The sequence below is a fragment of the Microbulbifer mixtoriginis (SeqCode) genome, assembly GCF_052466765.1.
Genome location: NZ_CP174289.1, coordinates 2243548 through 2261528, shown reverse-complemented (window position 1 = coordinate 2261528; position 17981 = coordinate 2243548). Strand labels below are relative to the sequence as shown.

General features: G+C 51.5%; 18 protein-coding genes. 9 read left to right on the top strand and 9 right to left on the bottom strand.

Features of this window, described 5'->3' with window-relative positions:
* Positions 1–201: 201 nt before the first annotated feature.
* From rbp to ACJJIV_RS09885, 5 genes are all read left to right on the top strand, one after another.
* Complete coding sequence (gene rbp / locus ACJJIV_RS09905; protein WP_020413665.1) at positions 202–471, top strand: RNA-binding regulator; 270 nt, start codon at positions 202–204, stop codon at positions 469–471.
* A 155-nt stretch (positions 472–626) separates the two neighbouring features.
* Positions 627–2093 (top strand): 4-hydroxy-3-polyprenylbenzoate decarboxylase, encoded by a 1467-nt coding sequence (ubiD, locus tag ACJJIV_RS09900; protein WP_252084170.1) that lies wholly within the window; start codon positions 627–629, stop codon positions 2091–2093.
* A 179-nt stretch (positions 2094–2272) separates the two neighbouring features.
* On the top strand, positions 2273–3493 hold the full coding sequence (locus tag ACJJIV_RS09895) for a serine hydrolase domain-containing protein (RefSeq protein WP_444891575.1): 1221 nt from the start codon (positions 2273–2275) through the stop codon (positions 3491–3493).
* Positions 3494–3632: 139 nt separating this feature from the next.
* Positions 3633–4145, top strand: a complete 513-nt coding sequence (locus ACJJIV_RS09890; protein ID WP_444891574.1) for a hypothetical protein — start codon at positions 3633–3635, stop codon at positions 4143–4145.
* A 287-nt stretch (positions 4146–4432) separates the two neighbouring features.
* Complete coding sequence (locus ACJJIV_RS09885; protein ID WP_252084173.1) at positions 4433–4762, top strand: hypothetical protein; 330 nt, start codon at positions 4433–4435, stop codon at positions 4760–4762.
* A gap of 288 nt (positions 4763–5050) precedes the next feature.
* On the opposite strand, the gene ACJJIV_RS09880 is transcribed toward ACJJIV_RS09885, so the two are convergent.
* The 9 genes from ACJJIV_RS09880 to gshB all read right to left on the bottom strand — a co-directional run bounded on the left by ACJJIV_RS09880 (position 5051) and on the right by gshB (position 13775).
* Positions 5051–6091, bottom strand: a complete 1041-nt coding sequence (locus ACJJIV_RS09880) for an alpha/beta fold hydrolase (protein ID WP_444891573.1) — start codon at positions 6089–6091, stop codon at positions 5051–5053.
* 96 nt (positions 6092–6187) lie between these two features.
* The gene (locus ACJJIV_RS09875; RefSeq protein ID WP_252084175.1) at positions 6188–7438 is read right to left on the bottom strand and encodes a heme biosynthesis HemY N-terminal domain-containing protein; all 1251 of its coding nucleotides are present in this window, start codon (positions 7436–7438) and stop codon (positions 6188–6190) included.
* Complete coding sequence (locus ACJJIV_RS09870; protein ID WP_444891572.1) at positions 7435–8793, bottom strand: uroporphyrinogen-III C-methyltransferase; 1359 nt, start codon at positions 8791–8793, stop codon at positions 7435–7437. The genes ACJJIV_RS09875 and ACJJIV_RS09870 overlap by 4 nt, the downstream gene beginning before the upstream one ends.
* A 119-nt stretch (positions 8794–8912) precedes the next feature.
* Entirely contained in the window at positions 8913–9683 is a 771-nt protein-coding gene (locus ACJJIV_RS09865) for a uroporphyrinogen-III synthase (protein WP_444891571.1), read from the bottom strand.
* Positions 9684–9700: 17 nt separating this feature from the next.
* A complete protein-coding gene (gene hemC, locus ACJJIV_RS09860; RefSeq protein ID WP_444891570.1) occupies positions 9701–10618 on the bottom strand; it encodes a hydroxymethylbilane synthase in 918 nt (305 codons plus the stop codon).
* An 89-nt stretch (positions 10619–10707) separates the two neighbouring features.
* Entirely contained in the window at positions 10708–11130 is a 423-nt protein-coding gene (gene ruvX / locus ACJJIV_RS09855) for a Holliday junction resolvase RuvX (protein ID WP_252084179.1), read from the bottom strand.
* Between the two features lie 59 nt (positions 11131–11189).
* The gene (locus tag ACJJIV_RS09850) at positions 11190–11774 is read right to left on the bottom strand and encodes a YqgE/AlgH family protein (protein WP_444883441.1); all 585 of its coding nucleotides are present in this window, start codon (positions 11772–11774) and stop codon (positions 11190–11192) included.
* Between the two features lie 35 nt (positions 11775–11809).
* A complete protein-coding gene (locus ACJJIV_RS09845; RefSeq protein WP_444891569.1) occupies positions 11810–12718 on the bottom strand; it encodes an energy transducer TonB in 909 nt (302 codons plus the stop codon).
* Positions 12719–12818: 100 nt separating this feature from the next.
* Positions 12819–13775 carry a glutathione synthase gene (gene gshB / locus ACJJIV_RS09840; protein WP_252085942.1) on the bottom strand — a complete coding sequence of 319 codons (957 nt, stop codon included), beginning with the start codon at positions 13773–13775 and terminating at the stop codon, positions 12819–12821.
* Positions 13776–14129: 354 nt separating this feature from the next.
* Here gshB and pilG point away from each other — a divergent pair, with 354 nt between their 5' ends.
* From pilG to ACJJIV_RS09820, 4 genes are all read left to right on the top strand, one after another.
* A complete protein-coding gene (gene pilG / locus ACJJIV_RS09835) occupies positions 14130–14525 on the top strand; it encodes a twitching motility response regulator PilG (RefSeq protein ID WP_020413651.1) in 396 nt (131 codons plus the stop codon).
* Positions 14526–14760: 235 nt separating this feature from the next.
* The gene (gene pilH / locus ACJJIV_RS09830) at positions 14761–15123 is read left to right on the top strand and encodes a twitching motility response regulator PilH (protein ID WP_252084182.1); all 363 of its coding nucleotides are present in this window, start codon (positions 14761–14763) and stop codon (positions 15121–15123) included.
* Between the two features lie 16 nt (positions 15124–15139).
* Positions 15140–15679 carry a chemotaxis protein CheW gene (locus tag ACJJIV_RS09825; RefSeq protein WP_444883443.1) on the top strand — a complete coding sequence of 180 codons (540 nt, stop codon included), beginning with the start codon at positions 15140–15142 and terminating at the stop codon, positions 15677–15679.
* 160 nt (positions 15680–15839) lie between these two features.
* The gene (locus ACJJIV_RS09820; RefSeq protein ID WP_252084184.1) at positions 15840–17981 is read left to right on the top strand and encodes a methyl-accepting chemotaxis protein; all 2142 of its coding nucleotides are present in this window, start codon (positions 15840–15842) and stop codon (positions 17979–17981) included.

Genomic DNA, 17981 nt, shown 5'->3' with positions numbered 1-17981 from the left:
GCGAATTAATGTTGAAAAGGCGAGCTATAAGGCATATAAAGTTCCACATCGTGGCGCTGGGTATGAAATTTATAGTTTGGCGCCCGACCGAATTGGCCCAGGGATAACCCCGCAAAGGGCCAATCTCAAATGGATAATCTGGTGGAGCTGGTTATTCATTTGTGACTGCACGACAGCCCACACATCTAGTGAGAACCTTTTGTGAATATCTATATTGGAAATCTGGCCTACGCGGTAACCTCTGACGACCTGCACGAAGCTTTCGGCGCATTCGGAGAAATCTCTCGGGCTACTGTTATTACTGACCGTGAGACTGGCCGCTCTAAGGGCTTCGGTTTCGTAGAAATGCCTAACGACGACGAAGCGCGCAAAGCGATCGAAGAGATGAACGACCAGCCTCTGTCTGGCCGTAACATCCGCGTGAACGAAGCTAAGCCTCGCGAAGATCGTCCGCGTCGCCCTCGCTTCTAAGCTACGGCTAGCTTAAGTTTTTTGCGACCCGCAGCATTTTGTTTGCGGGTCGTTTCTTCCTTTTCTCAATTGGCACCCTATCCTGGGGGCTGTTCCCCATTTTGTAATTTCTGTTTTACACTGCGCGCTGGATTTTTCTTCTTGACCGGCAGCCCATGAAATACAAAGACCTGCGTGATTTTATCCAATTGTTGGAAAAGCGTGGCCAGCTCAAACGGATTAAATTCCCTGTAGACCCCAATCTGGAAATGACAGAAATCTCTGATCGCGTTCTGCGCTCGGGAGGTCCTGCATTACTTTTTGAAAATCCTATCGGTTTTGATACGCCGGTGCTCGCCAATCTGTTTGGCACCACTGAGCGAGTAGCGCTTGGGATGGGGCGTGAGAGCATTGATGACCTACGTGAGGTGGGTGAATTACTCGCCTTCCTCAAGGAACCTCAACCGCCTGAGAATTTGCGCGATGCCTGGGAAAAACTGCCGGTTTTCAAGCAAGTGCTCAATATGGGGCCGAAGGTGGTCAAGGGTGCAGCCTGTCAGCAGGTGGTAGTAGATAAAGCTCAATTAGACCTCACCAAATTGCCAATTCAGACCTGCTGGCCGGGAGATGCGGCTCCATTGGTAACCTGGCCATTGGTGATCACTCGTGGGCCAGAGAAGAAGCGCCAAAACCTGGGTATTTATCGCATGCAGTTAATCGGTAAAAACCGACTGATAATGCGTTGGCTCAGCCACCGGGGAGGTGCGTTGGATTACCGTGATTGGTGCCGGAAGCACCCCGGGGAACCCTATCCTGTAGCTGTAGCACTTGGTGCAGATCCGGCCACAATACTGGGAGCAGTGACCCCGGTACCGGATAGCCTGTCGGAATACGCCTTTGCCGGGCTATTGCGTGGAGATAAAACCGAAGTAACTGGTGCATTGCTCAGTGATCTGCAGGTTCCCGCCAGTGCTGAGTATGTGTTGGAAGGTTTTATCTACCCCGATGACATGGCCGATGAAGGCCCCTATGGGGATCATACGGGCTATTACAATGAGGTGGACCGTTTCCCGGTGTTTACCGTGGAGAAAATCACCCACCGGAAAAACCCCATATATCACAGTACTTACACTGGCCGTCCGCCGGATGAACCCGCGATCCTGGGCGAGGCGCTCAATGAAGTATTTGTGCCTATTTTGCAGAAACAATTTCCTGAAATTGTCGATTTTTACCTGCCACCTGAAGGCTGCTCCTATCGGCTAGCTGTAGTAACTATGAAAAAGCAGTATCCCGGACATGCCAAAAGGGTAATGATGGGAGTCTGGTCTTTCCTGCGCCAGTTTATGTATACCAAGTTTGTTATCGTTACCGATGATGATGTGAATGCAAGAGATTGGAAAGATGTAATTTGGGCTATGACAACCCGTATGGACCCCGCGCGTGATACGGTGATGGTGGAAAACACCCCGATTGATTATCTGGATTTTGCCTCACCAGTTTCTGGCTTGGGTTCGAAGATTGGTTTTGATGCTACTAATAAATGGCAGGGAGAAACCAATAGAGAGTGGGGTAATCCTATCGAGAAAGATCCACAGGTGGTCCAGAGAGTCGATGAAATCTGGTCCAAATTAGGTTTTGAATAATTACTGGTCCTACTTTATTTTAGTTGTCCTTCCATAGGGCGTCCCAAGAGGCGCTCTAGTTGCTAATTTCTTAGCATTTAACCATTTTCCATATTCCCGCATCTATAGATAAAGCTGATAACGTCAAATCTCGGTATCAGCTTTATGGCCGTCTTTGATTAATTGTGGGGAATATTTAAATGAGAGTACTTTATGCTGTCAGCTTAATGATTGTTGGCGTTTTCGGATTTTGGGCTATATTGCCAAGCCAGCAGGAGAGAAGCGCCGAGATTACCAATATTGAAGAATTTCTGCCCGCAATTATGACAGAGGCGGCTATTCCTGGTATGGCCGTCTCAAGAGTAAAAGACGGTAAGCTTGTTTTTCAGCAAGTCTACGGAATGGCGGATGTGGAATCTGGTGAGGCAGTTACCCAGAATACTCCCTTTAATATCGCATCAATTAGCAAACCTATTATGGGCGTAACGCTATTGCAATTGGTCGATAATGGAAATTTGGAACTCGATCGGGATATCAATACCTATTTACCATTTAAGGTGGATAATCCACATACAAGAGGTGAAAAAATTACTTTAAGAAATCTGGCAAGTCACACTGCAGGTATTGCGGATTACTATGACTATGCCACTTATTCTGAAAACCGCGACCCAGAAATTAGTCTTGAGCAACATCTCCGTGCTCTCCTTACTAAGGAAGGTAGTCTGTACAATAATGGAGACTATTATCTGAAATCTATGCCAGGGAAAAGACGGCAATACAGCAACTTATCTGCAGGTTTGGCGGGGCTTCTAGTGGAGTCTGCAATAGGCCAAACCCTCGCTGACTATAGCAAGGATACCCTTTTTCACCGTTTGGAAATGGAAAGTGCAAGCTGGAAACTTAATGGAATGGATCTGAATTCTATAGCTGTGCCTTATAAAGTAGAGCAATGTGTACCATTTGTCGGCCTGTGTACTGATGATGAATCGAGCAAAATAAATTATTTTGTGGGAAGGTTTATTAAGCCACCTTTCGAATATAAAAAATTTCATCCATATCCTCACAATGGTAATCCACAGTATCCGGATGGTGGTGTTCGCGTAAGTATTGCAGACCTTAGTGATTTCCTACTGGCAGTCCTTCATAACCGGGATAAATCAGGGGCGAAACTCTTGTCTGATACCATGTATGAAGAAATGTTTCGTTTGCAGTTGCCCAAATCGGTTTCTGATTCGCAACGCTTTTTTTGGAGAGATCGCGATGGGCTTGTGGGGCATATGGGGTCAGATCTGGGGGTTTTTACTGCTATGTATTTTGACCCAGACCGTAAGGATGGCTTTATTATACTAATGAACCGTGGTATGGATAGTAAGTCAGCCGAGGCGATGAGGCATATTGCCAAGCGCTTAATGCAAATATAATAATCATAAATAAGATAAAATAATCAAGATTTTATCTGAAATTTCTCAAAATCCATTAATAGGTTTTTCGGTGATTGAGGAAGTTCCAATGGGTATCATTGGGTTGAGCTCTCTCACTATAGGAAAAGGAGTACCAATTATGATTAGAGCCAAAGAGGATATAATTAAATTTCTTTCTGTCGTCCTGTGTTGTTTTCCACTTATGGTGAATGCAGAAGAGACTAACCTGAAGAGTAAGGAAGCTTTCGAACGAATAAAATCACTTAGCGGAGACTGGAAAAAGGAAGGCGATACTGGGGGGGATTTTTATATTAAATTTTCCCAGACTGCCGGAGCCTCTGTTTTGGTAGAGAATTGGCTGTATAAGGGTAAATCTCATTCGCTCACTATCTATCATATGGATAATGGCAATTTATTGGCAACCCACTATTGCCCTCAAGGAAATCAGCCCCGTTTGCAGCTTAGTTCAAGTGGTGAAAGAGGACAGCTGGTATTTTCTTTCAAAGATGCTACCAATCTTTTGGATTTAGAAGCCAATCACCAACATAGTTTGGGCTTTGAGTGGTTGGAGAGTGAAGGGATCATCCGTACAGAGAGCTATATGGAAAATGGAGCTCTAAAGCCTTCGAGTATGCGTCTAGTACGTAAGTAAACTGTCAAATCAATCAATTCTGTATATCACTCTTTCTTGCAATAAAGCTGGTAGTGATTCTTCTGCCAGCTTTTTTTGTGCGTCTAATTCAACCAAATGTGACTTAGGTAGTATGATGTAATCTCTTCTATACTTCGATGCTATATTGCATGTTAATTATGCAGTCGACCAATATATTTAACATTTGATGACATTCTTGTCTGGCTTTTAGTGGTCGATAAACAAATTACATCATGATGGTCCTGGGGATTAGGGCAAATAATTACAATATGAGGGAGGGGTGATAAATGGAATTGATTCTTTTTGTAATCATTATGGTGGCAGTCTTAGTCCTGCCATTAAAAATGGCTGCTGCCATGATGGGGGCGAGAAATACAGGAGTTTTCCACTGTCTTTTTGCTTTATTGTTGGCATTAATTGTACAGAGAATAGTGGGCGGCATGTTGCCCGGTGTGAGTGACAGCGCCGGGGTTCTCTTGACTATTCCACTGGCGGCTATTGCCTATATGTTGGTATTGGGTACTGGATTTTTGAAAGCAATAATTATTGCGATTCTGCAGGGAATAATTACTTTCCTAGCGATGCTTCTTTTTGCTGGTATGTTCGCAAATATCTAATAGCTTCGGGCAATTTTTTTCTTATTCAGCTTGGTCAGGTAGCTTTCAAATAGCTTTTTTACGGATGTCTTCTGTTCCTGATCCAAGTTATCTCTCCCTCTAAGTGGTGCTGTTTTATAAATTTTTCTTTTTTTCTGGTGTAAAGGTAAACAGAAGCTTCGCTGCTTTACGGTATAGATTTAGTGAAAACCCCCAAGCTAGAGAATTTTATTGCTGTCTGGAAAGCTTTTATTTTTCCATTGAGGCTATTTCAGTCATGTGGGGCTGATTTAGGTTGAAAGGAATTTTTCAATCGGAATCCTGCTGAGACTCCTCATTAAGGAACTGGCTCAGGGGTTCGAAATAATCATTGAAGGCCTCGAACTGCGGTATGTGCCCGACCCCATCAAGTTCGGTTAACTTCGCATCTGGAATAATGGCAGCCGCTTTTTTACCCAATAGGTCATAACGCCCCAGAGTCTTTTTAATGGGTTCGGCAGCGCGGGCGCGGCCAATCGCGGTGCGATCCCGGGTACCGATAATCAGTAAGGTAGGCACAGTGAGATCTGCGAATTCATAGATAACCGGCTGTGTGAAAACCATTTCTGAAGTGAGGGCATCAATCTTGGCTATATGCTTAGAATCAGGGCCCAGTGACCAGCCGGCCTGAATATCGAGCAGGGAATCGTAGGACTTTCTCCATTTCCCATCAAAATAGGCCCTGGACATATAGCTCTTAATCCCTTCGGGTGTTTGTGCCTGCTCCCTAAGGATGGCTTGTTCCAGGGGTTCGTATGGTACGACGCGCTTCCAGTCCTCCAAGCCGATTGGGTTTACCAAGGCGAGCTTTCTCACCATCTCCGGGTACATTAAAGAAAAGCGTGTAGCCAGCATGCCTCCCATGGAGTGACCAACTACAGAAACCTGATCCACTTTGAGTTTGTCGAGCAGAAATTTGGTATCTGTAGCCATACCGTGCAGGTTGTATTGCATCAATGGCTTACTGGACTTTCCGAAGCCAACTTGGTCTGGAGCAATAACACGGTAGCCCTGTTCTGTGAGCGCGGCGATACTATCTTTCCAGTAGGCGCCGGAAAAATTTTTACCGTGCAGAAGCAGTACTGTTCCCTTAGAGCGTACAAGCTTGTTCGCAATAATATCCATATAGGCCATGGCCACAGGCTGGCCTAATTTGGATAGCTCTAGAGTCTTAACCGGATAGGGGTACTCGTAGTCACTCAGCAGCTTATCTTGTGGCTGGATTGGGTTGTCAGCAGCCAGCGTCACCCGTGATAAGAGAATGGAAAATAAAATAGCGAAGGATGAGAGATATTGCTGTGACGGTGTCATGGAGCAAGCCTCAAAAAGGATGCGGAGGCTTACTACTATGGGGCAAATAGTATAACAGGAAAAGGGCCCAGATTATCTGGACCCTTGGAGAAACGGTTAGGCGTGTACCCCGAGCAGGGGTTTGTCCTGACTGGGCATGGATACAGGAGGTAAGTTTGGAACAGCTTGCATCAGCCCTTCCTCAAACAAGCGCGAGGCTTTGTCCTTCTCGCCGAGTGCTTTAAATAGCCGTGCCAGTTCTGCAGAGGTTGCGGGGTCCTGACGTAACAACAGGCTCTTCTCAAAATACTGTTGTGCCTTTCCCCACAGCTCGTTGCGTAAGCTCAGGCGCCCGAGACAGGTGAGCAGGTCGGCACTCTCACCATATTCCTTGAGCCAGCCCTCTGCAGCAGAGAGCTGAGCCGCTGCGTCAGCACCGGCAAGGCGGCCGTATAGATCGGCCAGCTTGGGAGCCCACTCTCGGTTTAGTAGCCAACGCAGGTGTTTTTCCGCGGCACTGTCATCACCGCTTTGGTGCAGCAGACGGGCAAAGAGACTGCGAAGCTCTACGTTGCGTTGCCAGCGGCCATTCAGGCCGTGCCAGATGTCATGTAGTTTCTCTCTGTCGTTTCGGTTTGCGGCTTCGATGAGTTGATGTTCGTAGACTTCCCGCTCTAGTTTTTGTCGGTCTTCTTCGGACATATTGGCGTGTTTTTCTAATTCAGGGAGAAGTTCTCTCAGGTTGCTCCAGTCCCCCAAAGCGTAATAGGCCTGCTTGAGCATCTGTAGCAGAGCCGGGTGCTTAGGTTCTAATTGCTTGGCTCGCTTGAGGCTGGCGATACACTGTTCGTAGTGTTTATCCTGTAGCTGCATACGGGCCTGACTCAAAGCCACTGCCAAGCCAGTGTCATCGCCACAGGCTTCGGCTTTTGCCAGCAACTCATTGGCTTCTTCGCGAAATCCAAGCTCATGAGCGCTGCGCGCGGCAGCCAGGTAATTAATCAGTGGCGCCTCGGAGCGCGGCGCACTTTTTAAAAGTTGTCGTCGGGCACGTGACCAGTTGCCCTCCATAAACTCCACCAGGCCACTAGTGAGACGTCTGCGGGCGACCCGCTGGCGGCCAAAGCGCAGGCGATCGACGCTGCCGCGCACAGCGCGAAAGAGACTGCGGCTTATCCAGGTGAGAAGAAACAGGGCGAGCAAAAGGGCAACTAGCGCGACTATGGCGAACCAGAGATTCATCTCATAGCCTTTGTTGAGTTCGCCACCGAAGCCGATTACCAAATACCCGGGGTAATTCTGATTTATCTGCGGCAGTAAGGCACCGAGAAGTAATAGGGCGACAGCAGCAAAAAGGACCTTTCTCACTGGCTGACCTCCTCGGCGGTGCCGGTGCCATACCCTGACGTTTTGTGCAGCCGCTCAATGTAATTGTAGAGAGCCACCTGTGAGGCATTCAGGTCTGGCATTTGCGCCTGAATGGGCTGTTTGCTGAGTTCTGCCAGTTGTTGCGCGAGTGTGTTGCGTTGGGAATTGGCTGTGCCATAAGTCAAAAGCAGCTCGCGGGCGCTATCAAGAGCGTCCTTGTAAACGGTGCTATCGCCGCGCAATAGAGCCAGTTGTGCCTGCTCCATATTTAGACGCAGGGTTTGGCGAAAGCGTGCCTCGCTTTGAGGGGAGAGCATTACCGGGTTGATATCGCCATCGATGGGGCGAACAGAATCGCGTAGGAAGTTGGTAAAATTTTTCCAGCTGCGCTCCCATGCGGATTGGTTATCCTGCGTGGGCTCTGCTTTTGCCACCTCCCTTGGAGTTTGGGCCATATCGAATTGCGGCTGTATAGAGGCGCGGATCAACTGCTCTTCCAGGGCGCGCAAGCGTAAATAGAGGCCTTCTCGATCGATATTTTCCACGAGTTTCAAAGCGGTGATATCCCGTGCCAACTGTTGGCGCACTCCGTAGAGATCGGGAAGATTTACTTGGCGCAAAATGGTGTCGACCTTTTCAACAAGGCCCAGAGCGGCGCGGCTATTATCTTCAAGCATCAGCCGTTGATTGGCCATTCGCAATAGGTAGTCGGCCTCGGCCAGCTGCCAGTCCTCCCGGCTCACATTACCCAGCTCACTGAGCCGGTTGCCCTGGGCGGTGAGGCTGCGCTGAAGAGCTGCTAGCTGTTGCTGTAGCTGCAAAATAGTGCGCGTTTGCGATTGTATTTGACTGCGCAACTCAGTATCTGTCTGTTGAAGTTGATCAAGCTGCTGGTTCTGTGGGGAGACGCTCGGCGCTTCTGCCTGCTGGGGTTCTATGGAAGGAGGTTCGGCAGTAGATTGTGCAGCGGGTACAGTAGAAGTTATCCCTTCGCGGGCTTGGCTGGAAGTATCAGGCCCGGTAGAAATATTTGGCGATGTGACTTCACCTTGTGATTCGGCTTTCTGTGTGGACACAGTTTGTTTGGTAGGGAAAAAGTCCAGCTGTGCGATGCGGTTGCGCAGTTGGGGCCAGCTGTACCAGGCAAAAGCGATCAAAGCGATAAGCAGCAGAATAAAGACCAGCCACCACCAATGCCCTCCGCCCTTTTTAGGCATCACATTTTTAGCGGCCTTATCAGTTTTGCCTTCTGCTGCTTTGGCAAAATTGCTCTTGCTCCCCCCCTTGTCCAGTGCATCGGAAGTGAGTTCGTTAGCCGGGGTGGAAGGATTGTCCTTGGGTTTTTCGTTGGTCATGGGCTTGGGGCGCAGCTGGTAATTGTCGTCGAATTATAGCGAGTGGCACCGACCATAATAGCGCCGGTGGTGTCGTTTTGAGATTTTTAACCCAATAGGGCAGTAAATTCGAGAGCAATTCAGTTTAGCGCCCTGAGCAGTGCCTCTAGCATAGCGCTGTCTCCGGCATTCTGAGCACTGCTGGTATAGATAAAACCCAGAGCACGGGCTTGCTCCGCGACGCGCGCGCTGGGACAGATAAGGGCAGCCTGGAGGAGGTGCGCGCAATTTGCACGCTCAATGCAGCTGTGTAGGTTCGCGAGAGTCTCGCCACTGTGGACCGTGATGGCATCCGGGGTGAAAGAATACCCTGCCAAATCCGCTGGGGCACCTGCAGGTAGGGACCTACGGTAGAGTTCACAGTAATCCACACGCCCACCCCGTGCGCGCAAGGTGTCGCTAATAAGAGTGCGTCCGCCAGTGCCGCGGAAGATCAGTACCCGAAGTCCTGAAACCTCTTGTAAGGTGGGGAGGGCGAGCAGGTCCTCGGAAGTCATGTGTTCGCCGCTGTGCTCGCAGGGTATACCACGCATCAGTAATGCTTTAGCCGTGGCCGCGCCAATAGCGAGGTATTGTGGCCCCTGGGGTAACTGTGGCCAGTAATCCTCCAGCCAGTCGACGGCGTAGCGCACCGCATTCTGGGAGACGAAAATGGCAAAATCCACCTGGTCGAAATCGAGAATTCGTTTTTTAATGGCCTGCTGAGCCGCCTCATCAATGAGGGGCTCAATAGCCAACATAGGGATAGTGTCAACCTCCGCGCCCGTAGCGCGCAATAGCGCGCCCCAGGTGTCGGCTTGATGGGCGGGGCGCGTGGTCAGTACGCGCTTGCCTTGCAGGCGCTTGGCCATATGGATCTGTCCTGGGCTTAAATCGCGTCGAGAATTTTGTCGGCACCCTGCTCTAACAACTGTTCAGCGAGTTGAACGCCCAGAGCTTCGCCATCAATGGCTGCACCACGGATTTCGGCGCGGATCATGCGGGTGCCATCGGGGCTGCCGACCAGGCCGCGAAGCCACAGAGCGTCGCCTTCCAGCTCGGCATAACAGCCGATAGGAACCTGACAGCCGCCGTTCAGGCGCTTAACCAGTGCGCGTTCTGCACTGAGTCGCGCGGCGGTTTCATGGCAGTGCAGTGGTTGCAGTAGGGCTTCCAGCTCGCTGTCTTTGCGGGCTTCGATGCCGACAGCGCCCTGGCCGCCGGCGGGCAGCAATACAGTGGAGGGGAGAAAGCTGCGAATGCGCTCACACATCTCCAGGCGTAGCAGCCCGGCAGCAGCGAGAATAATGGCGTCGTACTCTCCCGCATCCAGTTTGGCCAGGCGAGTGTTTACGTTGCCGCGTAGGAACTTGACCTCCAGATCGGGGCGCTGCGCCAGAAGTTGGCACTGGCGGCGCAGGCTCGAAGTACCCACAATCGCGCCTTGTGGCAGTTCCTCCAAATTGGCAAAGCGGTTGCTGACGAAGGCATCACGCGGGTCCTCGCGCTCGCAAATAACTGGCAGGTAGAGGCCTTCGGGAAATTCCATCGGCACATCCTTCATAGAATGTACGGCGATATCCGCGCGTCCCTCCAGCATGGCCACTTCCAGCTCTTTGACAAAGAGCCCTTTGCCGCCCACCTTGGTTAGGGGTATATCCAGCACCTGATCGCCACGACTGGTCATTGGCAGCAACTCTACCTCCAGCTGAGGGTGCTCCTGCTGCAGGCGATCCTTAACATAATTGGCTTGCCATAGGGCCAGGGCGCTCTCGCGCGTAGCGATGCGGATACGGGAAATGGGCATTGGGCTCGATCACTCATTTGTGTGGGCGGGTAATTCTATCAGAGCGGCGGCAGCTATGGCTCAGCTTGCACAGATTCTGGGAGCGGAGATCAGGCGCGTGTGCGCAGCCAGTCCTCGAGAATGATACGCGCGGCAATGGAATCCACTGGATTATCGGCGTAGCTGCCGCGGTGGCCACGTTCCGCTGCCTCTTCTTTGGCTGCGCGGGTACTGAGGCGCTCATCAATCATTTCTACCGGTAGCCCGGTGCGCCCGTGCAGGCGCTGGCCAAATTTACGTGCACGAACACCAAATTCACTCTCACTACCATCCATATTCAGCGGTAAACCCACAAGCAAATAATGTGGCTTCCACTCGTCGATTAGTCGCTGGACCTTGTCCCAGTCGGGTTTGCCATCCTTTGCCGGCAGTGGTGGCAGCTCTTTGGCACTTCCGGTCAGGCTCTGGCCAAAGGCGAGGCCAATGGAACGGGTGCCAAAATCGAAGGCGAGGGCGGTAATGGGTTTACTCATCAGAGGGAACATCCGGTATTAGAGGGATCAATCTTGGGCCGAATGATAACCGGGAAGGGCTAGGCGTGTCCGGCCTGTGAGCCGAGCCCTGAGAGGTCGATACCGTGTCGAGCGGCGGCACTTTGCCAGCGTTTTTGCACTGGGGTGGCAAACAGGATTTCGGGTTCTGCCGGTAGAGTCAGCCAGGCGTTTTCCGCCAGTTCCTGCTCCAATTGTCCTGGCCCCCAGCCGGCGTAGCCCAGAGCTAGCAGCACATCGTCGGGGCCATGTCCTGAGGCCAGTGACTCGAGAATATCCCTGGAAGCGGTAAGACTGATTTCCAAATTGATTTCGCTCGTCGAGTCGAAATGTACGCCGGCACCGTGCAGGACAAAGCCCTGCTCGGGAGAAATAGGCCCGCCCAGCAGAACAGTTTCATCGCCACGTTGGCTGGAGTCCTTCAGCGACAACTGCTCGAAAACCTCTCGCCAGTGCACTTTGCTGGGGGCGTTGATCACTATGCCCATAGCCCCCTCTTGGCTGTGCTCAACAATTAGAGCGATGCTGTGCTTGAAGCGCGGGTCCTCCATGCCGGGCATGGCCAGTAGGAATTGGCCGCGCAAGCTGCCATGGGTTAGGTCGCTGTCAATGTTCGAATTGGGCATAGTTGGATTCTAGGTCGCTTGCGTGCAAGGCAAGTTTAGCCGCGCTCGGGCAGCTCACCTGCGGTAGTGGAGAAGCCAGTTAAATCGAAGCGCCAGGTGCGGATAATTTCGAGGCGGTCAGCCTCCTTGCGAATCTCTGCTGGGAAAGGCGCAAAGGGGGCTGCCAGGCGTACAATCTGTTGGGCGGCATCGTCGAGGATTCGCTCTCCCGAAGAGTCCAGAATCATGACTTCCTCCACCGCGCCTGTGGGCAGCAAGCGCACCATCATGCGCAGGCTGCCGGTGATTTTCTGCTGCAGGGCTTCCGCGGGGAAGTTGTCGCTACCTATTGCTTCCACCTTTTGGCGCCATTCGTGCAGATAAGCGGCATCTGCAGAGGCTTTTGTTGCCACTGAGGTCAGGCGTCGCACTCGCGGGCGTTGGGCAATAGTTTGGCGAATTTTATCCAGGCGCGCTTGCAGGCTGGCAATCTTTGGATTTGTCCTGGCTAGATCATTTGGGGCATCGCCGCGTTTCTCTTCGGAAAACTTGTCTTCGGCGGGTAGCTCCGGGGCCTGCAGAGGGCTATCGCCGATCGTGGTGATCAACTGGCGGCGCTGGTCAGCAGGCCGTGCGGCTTGCTGCTGTGGTAGAGGATTAACATCGTGAATTTGCGTATCGGCAAATTCGGCGCGACGATTGCTGGACAGCTCCTTTGGGGTATCTGCCGTGCCGCTGGCCTGCTGGTTGTGTTGGGCCAGGTAGTCGGCATCTTCCGGTACATGTGGCGAGTTATATTGTGACAGAGTAACTTCCAGGGTTGGTGCGGCTTGCCGCCCTTCAGGTTCGGCAAAAGCCACACCAAAAATCAAAAGCGCGTGAATGGCGCCAGCGAGAAACAGCGAGAACGTAAAACGCTCGCGCTGGTCTGCATAATTTGGCGTCGTGTTGGCGGTGGAATTCATTATCTATTATCGGTTACTGCTTATATCTTGCCGAGCGTTACGCTCGGCATTCCCATCCGGCCCGTTCACTGGTGGGAGTCATTCAAGTTAAAGGCGCAGTTTAGCGCTTTTGTGCCAGACGGTGTGTGATGGCGCTCATTAGTCGCGCACCGATATAAGTATCGTAGGCCGCATCAATCTCACGCACACAGGTTGGGCTGGTGACATTAATTTCCGTTAGGTAATCACCGATAACATCCAGACCGACGAATAACAGCCCTTTTTCCTTCAGGGTGGGGGCGACTTGTTCCACGATCCATCGATCTCGATCAGTCAGTGGCCGCGCTTCACCACGGCCACCGGCGGCTAAGTTGCCGCGAGTTTCACCCGCCTCGGGAATTCTGGCTAGGCAGTAGGGTACGGCTACACCATCGACAACCAGAATGCGCTTATCGCCATCTTTAATTTCGGGAATATAACGCTGAGCCATGATTTGCTGGCGGCCGTGCTGGGTGAGCATCTCCAGAATGGCGCCTAAATTAGCGCCGTCCGGTTTGCAGTGAAAAATACCTGCGCCACCCATGCCATCGAGGGGTTTGAAAATGACATCCCGATGGGTTTTATGAAACTCCCTCAGGCGCTGCATATCCTTGCTGACCAATACAGGCGGGCAGCACTGGGGAAAAGTCGTTGCAAAAATTTTTTCATTACAGTCCCGCAGGGACTGCGGTTTGTTAACGACTAATGCACCTTCGCGCTCAGCCGCTTCAAGGATGTAAGTGGAGTAAATGTACTCATTATCGAAGGGGGGGTCGATACGCATTAAAATGGTATCGAGTTCTCCAAGGGGCATCTCCCTGGCTTCTTCCAGGCTGAACCAACGCTCGGCATCGTCAAATACCCTCAGTGGTCTGCCCTTACCAATGGCGCGGCCATTGTCCAGATACAGGTCGCTTTGCTCAAAATAAAACAGCTGGAAACCGCTGTCTTGTGCGGCCTGTAACAGTGCGAGTGTCGTATCTTTCTTAAAATTGATCTGGGCGATGGGGTCCATCACCACACCGAGGGAGTAATTCATCTTAGCTTCCGTAGTTGAAGGGATTTTTGATCCCGCGCCGCGGTGGTTGTGGCTGATTGAAATGTTGCCACTGCCAACTTGTAGGGTGGATAAGGTAAGAGCAGCTTCGTCTAGGTGCAACTTAATTAGATAAGTTGTCTGGATTGGCAATAAAAAGTGGTGATTATTTGCACCATAAGGTCTGCGGTGCTTCAGCGCGGCTAGATTCACCTGGGGTTCTGTGATAAAAGTTCCACCCAGTGTGCGATCTTGGCAAAGAGAGACACCCAGGCCCCGCAAGCGGCTCAAAAAAGGGTGCAGATAAAAAATTTTCGCGTGCCCGAAAATAAGTAAACAGGGGATTCAATAAAGACTATGGAGCTTAACTGGGAAAGTCTGACTGTAATGGTGATTGACGACAGTAAGACAATTCGCCGCACTGCCGAGACTCTGCTACAAAAAGCAGGTTGCACGGTCGTCACTGCTACAGATGGTTTTGATGCGTTGGCGAAAATCGCGGACTCCCGTCCCGATGTTATTTTTGTCGATATCATGATGCCGCGCCTGGATGGCTATCAGACTTGTGCGCTGATTAAAAACAACAGTGAATTCCGCTCCACTCCAGTAGTGATGTTGTCGAGTAAAGATGGTTTGTTCGACAAAGCGAAAGGCCGCGTTGTTGGTTGTGATCAATATCTGACAAAGCCATTTAGTAAAAGCGAGCTGTTGGGAGCAATTTCCGCTCACGCAAAACCGCACCACGCAGCCTAAGTAATCACTAACAAAAAGGGTCTGATTTTTTGGGCCAACCCCTTCGCTCTTTGGGGGGGATGAATTAACAGACATACCGTTCACCACATCTGCCTGTGGTGGAAGGTTCTGTAGTCTGGCAGTGCATTGGCAGTAAGTGCAGACTTGGCACATGCCATCAAAATAAATACAACAAATCGCCAAGCACTGTCATTTATTGAGCAGTTGCCAATTCGAAGAAGTCATGGGGGAAATGATGGCAAGAGTATTAATAGTTGATGACTCTCCTACCGAAACACACAAGCTGACCACAATACTTGAAAAGCATGGCCATTCGGTAATCACCGCGCCCAATGGTGAAAATGGTGTGGATGTTGCACGCAGTCAGCGACCAGATCTGATTTTGATGGATATTGTGATGCCTGGGTTAAATGGATTCCAGGCCACACGCCAGCTGAGTAAGGATGGCAATACCGCGGGGATACCGATCATTATGGTGACTACCAAAGATCAGGATACCGACCGGGTTTGGGGTATGCGCCAGGGCGCAAAAGCTTATCTCACCAAGCCCGTTGATGAGGGCAAATTGTTGAGTGCAATTGGGGAGGTGTTGGCCTGACGGCCAGCTGCTCAGCGTGCAGTCACAAACCCCCTATCTAGCACTTGTTGATATCGCTCGGCGAGCTAAAGCGCAGGCCACCGGCCTGCCCGGCCGCCGAGAAATCAAACCCTATTGGACCGGAATCGGTTTCTCTTTACTCGGCCACAACTTCGTCGCCTCAATGGATGATGTTGTGGAATTGCTCGAAGTGCCGCAGCACACCTTTATTCCCGGCGTTCAGCCCTGGGTAAAAGGTGTTTCTAATGTTCGCGGCCGCCTGTTACCCCTGATTGATCTCGCAGCCTTTTACGGCGGCCACCTCTCGGGCCAGCGCCAACAGCGCAGGGTTCTGGTGTTGGAGCGGGAAAAAACCTACGTGGGGTTGATTGTCGACAGGTTGCACGGAATGCAGCATTTGGCATTTGAATATGCCCGTGAAGCACCAACAGATTTAATTGAGCCATTTGCGCCGATGGTGCATGGCCAGTTTATTTTACAAAAGGACCGGTGGCTGGTGTTCGACATGCGGGCTCTGCTCAAAGACCCTCATTTCATGGATGCTGCCACTCGTTAAGGTCCGATTGAATTTTCGGCATCTCGCAGCTTTTGAGATGTTGGGGGGACCCTAAAGCGGTGCAGGGATATTCGCACTGGCTGAGGGCCATTGTCATTAAAGCGTTAAATATTCAGTGGTATTAAACCGGCCTAATGCTTGGGCCCGCTAGGAGTAAACTATGAAAACAGGCTCCCAGAGCTCCTTTTCCGCGTTTCGCAGTAACCCTGCTGCGCTGGGTTTGGGTCTGCTGGTACTCGCCGTACTGGCGGGGCTGATTGTCAGTATCTATTTGGTGCAGACCCGCAGTGATCGCGATAAAGAGTACCTACAGCAAGTTGCTGAACTTCGCGCACTTTCCTATCAGCTGGTCTCCTATGCACCGGCGGCCACTTCCGGAGACGACGAAGCGTTTGCCGAGCTGGAAAAAGTTTCCGGGCAGATGGCTAACGCCTGGAATCAGCTGCAGGGAATGGATAAAGGCAGCCGCAGGGCGCTGGACGCTGAGCTAGCGACTTACGGTACCGTTTGGCGTAAGTTGCGCGAGCAGGTAGAAACGATTACCGGTAACAAAGAAACGATTATCTTCCTGAACGATGTTGCCACCACTTTGAGTGACTCCCTGCCGGAATTGCAGGCTGAGCACAACAATATTGTGGAAATTCTGCTAGCTAATAATGCCCCGGCCAATCAGGTTGAACAGGCTCAGTTACAGGTATGGCGGGCTGAGCGAATCGGTCGAAACATCGACAAGATGCTGCAGGGTGATGACGATGCCGAAGGCGCAGCCGACCAGTTTAATACCGATGCTAGCTTGTTCGGTAAAGTGGTAGATGGCATGAAGAGCGGTGATGTAGTGATGGGTATCTCCCGCATTACCGATGAGGAAGCGCGCCGCTCGCTCGATGAAATTACCGAACTGTTTGAATTTGTAAGCTCGTCTGTTCGCGAGATCTTCGAAGCAACCCCGGCACTGTTTGCATCACGTCAGGCAACCAACGGCATTATTGCATCCTCGCCACAGCTGCTTGAGGCTCTCAGTACTCTGAACGACCGTATTGTGAATCTGGCCGATGAACGTCAGCCAAACAATATGACTATTACCATTTTGGCTGCAGCATTCGTGCTGTTAATTTTTGCCATGATGGGAATGGCCTTCTCCGGTACCCGCCGCAGCCTGATGGAAGAAGCCGAGACCAATGAGCGCAACCAGCAGGCGATTATGCAGCTGCTGGATGAGCTTGCTGACCTCGCCGATGGTGACTTGACCACCTCCGCAACGGTAACCGAGGCCTTTACTGGTGCGATTGCAGACTCTATCAACTTCACCATCGACCAGTTGCGTGTGCTGGTATCTCGAATTAACGGCACCGCACAGGAAGTATCCGGGCTTTCTCAGGAAACCCAGCAGACAGCCCTGCACCTTGCCGAGGCTTCCGAGCATCAGGCTCAGGAGATTGCCGGGGCCTCCGCCGCGGTGAACGAAATGGCGGTTACCATTGACCAGGTATCTGCTAACGCCTCCGAATCTGCTCAGGTTGCCGAGCGCTCGGTACAGATCGCCAGCAATGGTTCCAAAGTGGTACAGAACACCATCAAGGGCATGGATAATATCCGGGAGCAGATTCAGGACACCTCCAAGCGGATCAAGCGCCTGGGTGAATCTTCCCAGGAGATCGGCGATATCGTAAGTCTGATTAATGACATTGCCGACCAGACCAACATCCTCGCACTGAATGCTGCCATTCAGGCGAGCATGGCGGGTGACGCCGGTCGAGGCTTTGCCGTGGTTGCGGACGAGGTTCAGCGACTGGCGGAACGCTCTGCCGCGGCAACCAAACAGATTGAAGGCCTGGTAAAAGCGATTCAGTCTGACACCAACGAGGCGGTAATCTCCATGGAGCAGACCACCACAGAGGTGGTACGTGGTGCACGTTTGGCACAGGACGCCGGTGTTGCGCTGGAAGAGATCGAGAATGTATCCAGCAACCTGGCCTCTTTGATTCAAAACATCTCCAACGCCGCCCGCCAGCAGGCTTCCTCTGCTGGCCACATCTCCAACACCATGAACGTGATTCAGGAGATTACTTCGCAGACTTCTGCCGGTACACAGGCTACTGCTCAGTCTATTGGTAATCTGGCGCAGACCGCCAGTGCCCTGCGTGAATCTGTTGCCGGCTTCAAACTGCCGCAAGAGGAGAGCGTGGAAACCAATAGTGAAATGTACGACGTGGAGTTGCCGGAGATGGATGCGGAAACTTTCACGCTCGACAGTGAGGAAAGCAACTCCTTGGAGTCCCGTGAAGATCGGGCTCTGGCCTAA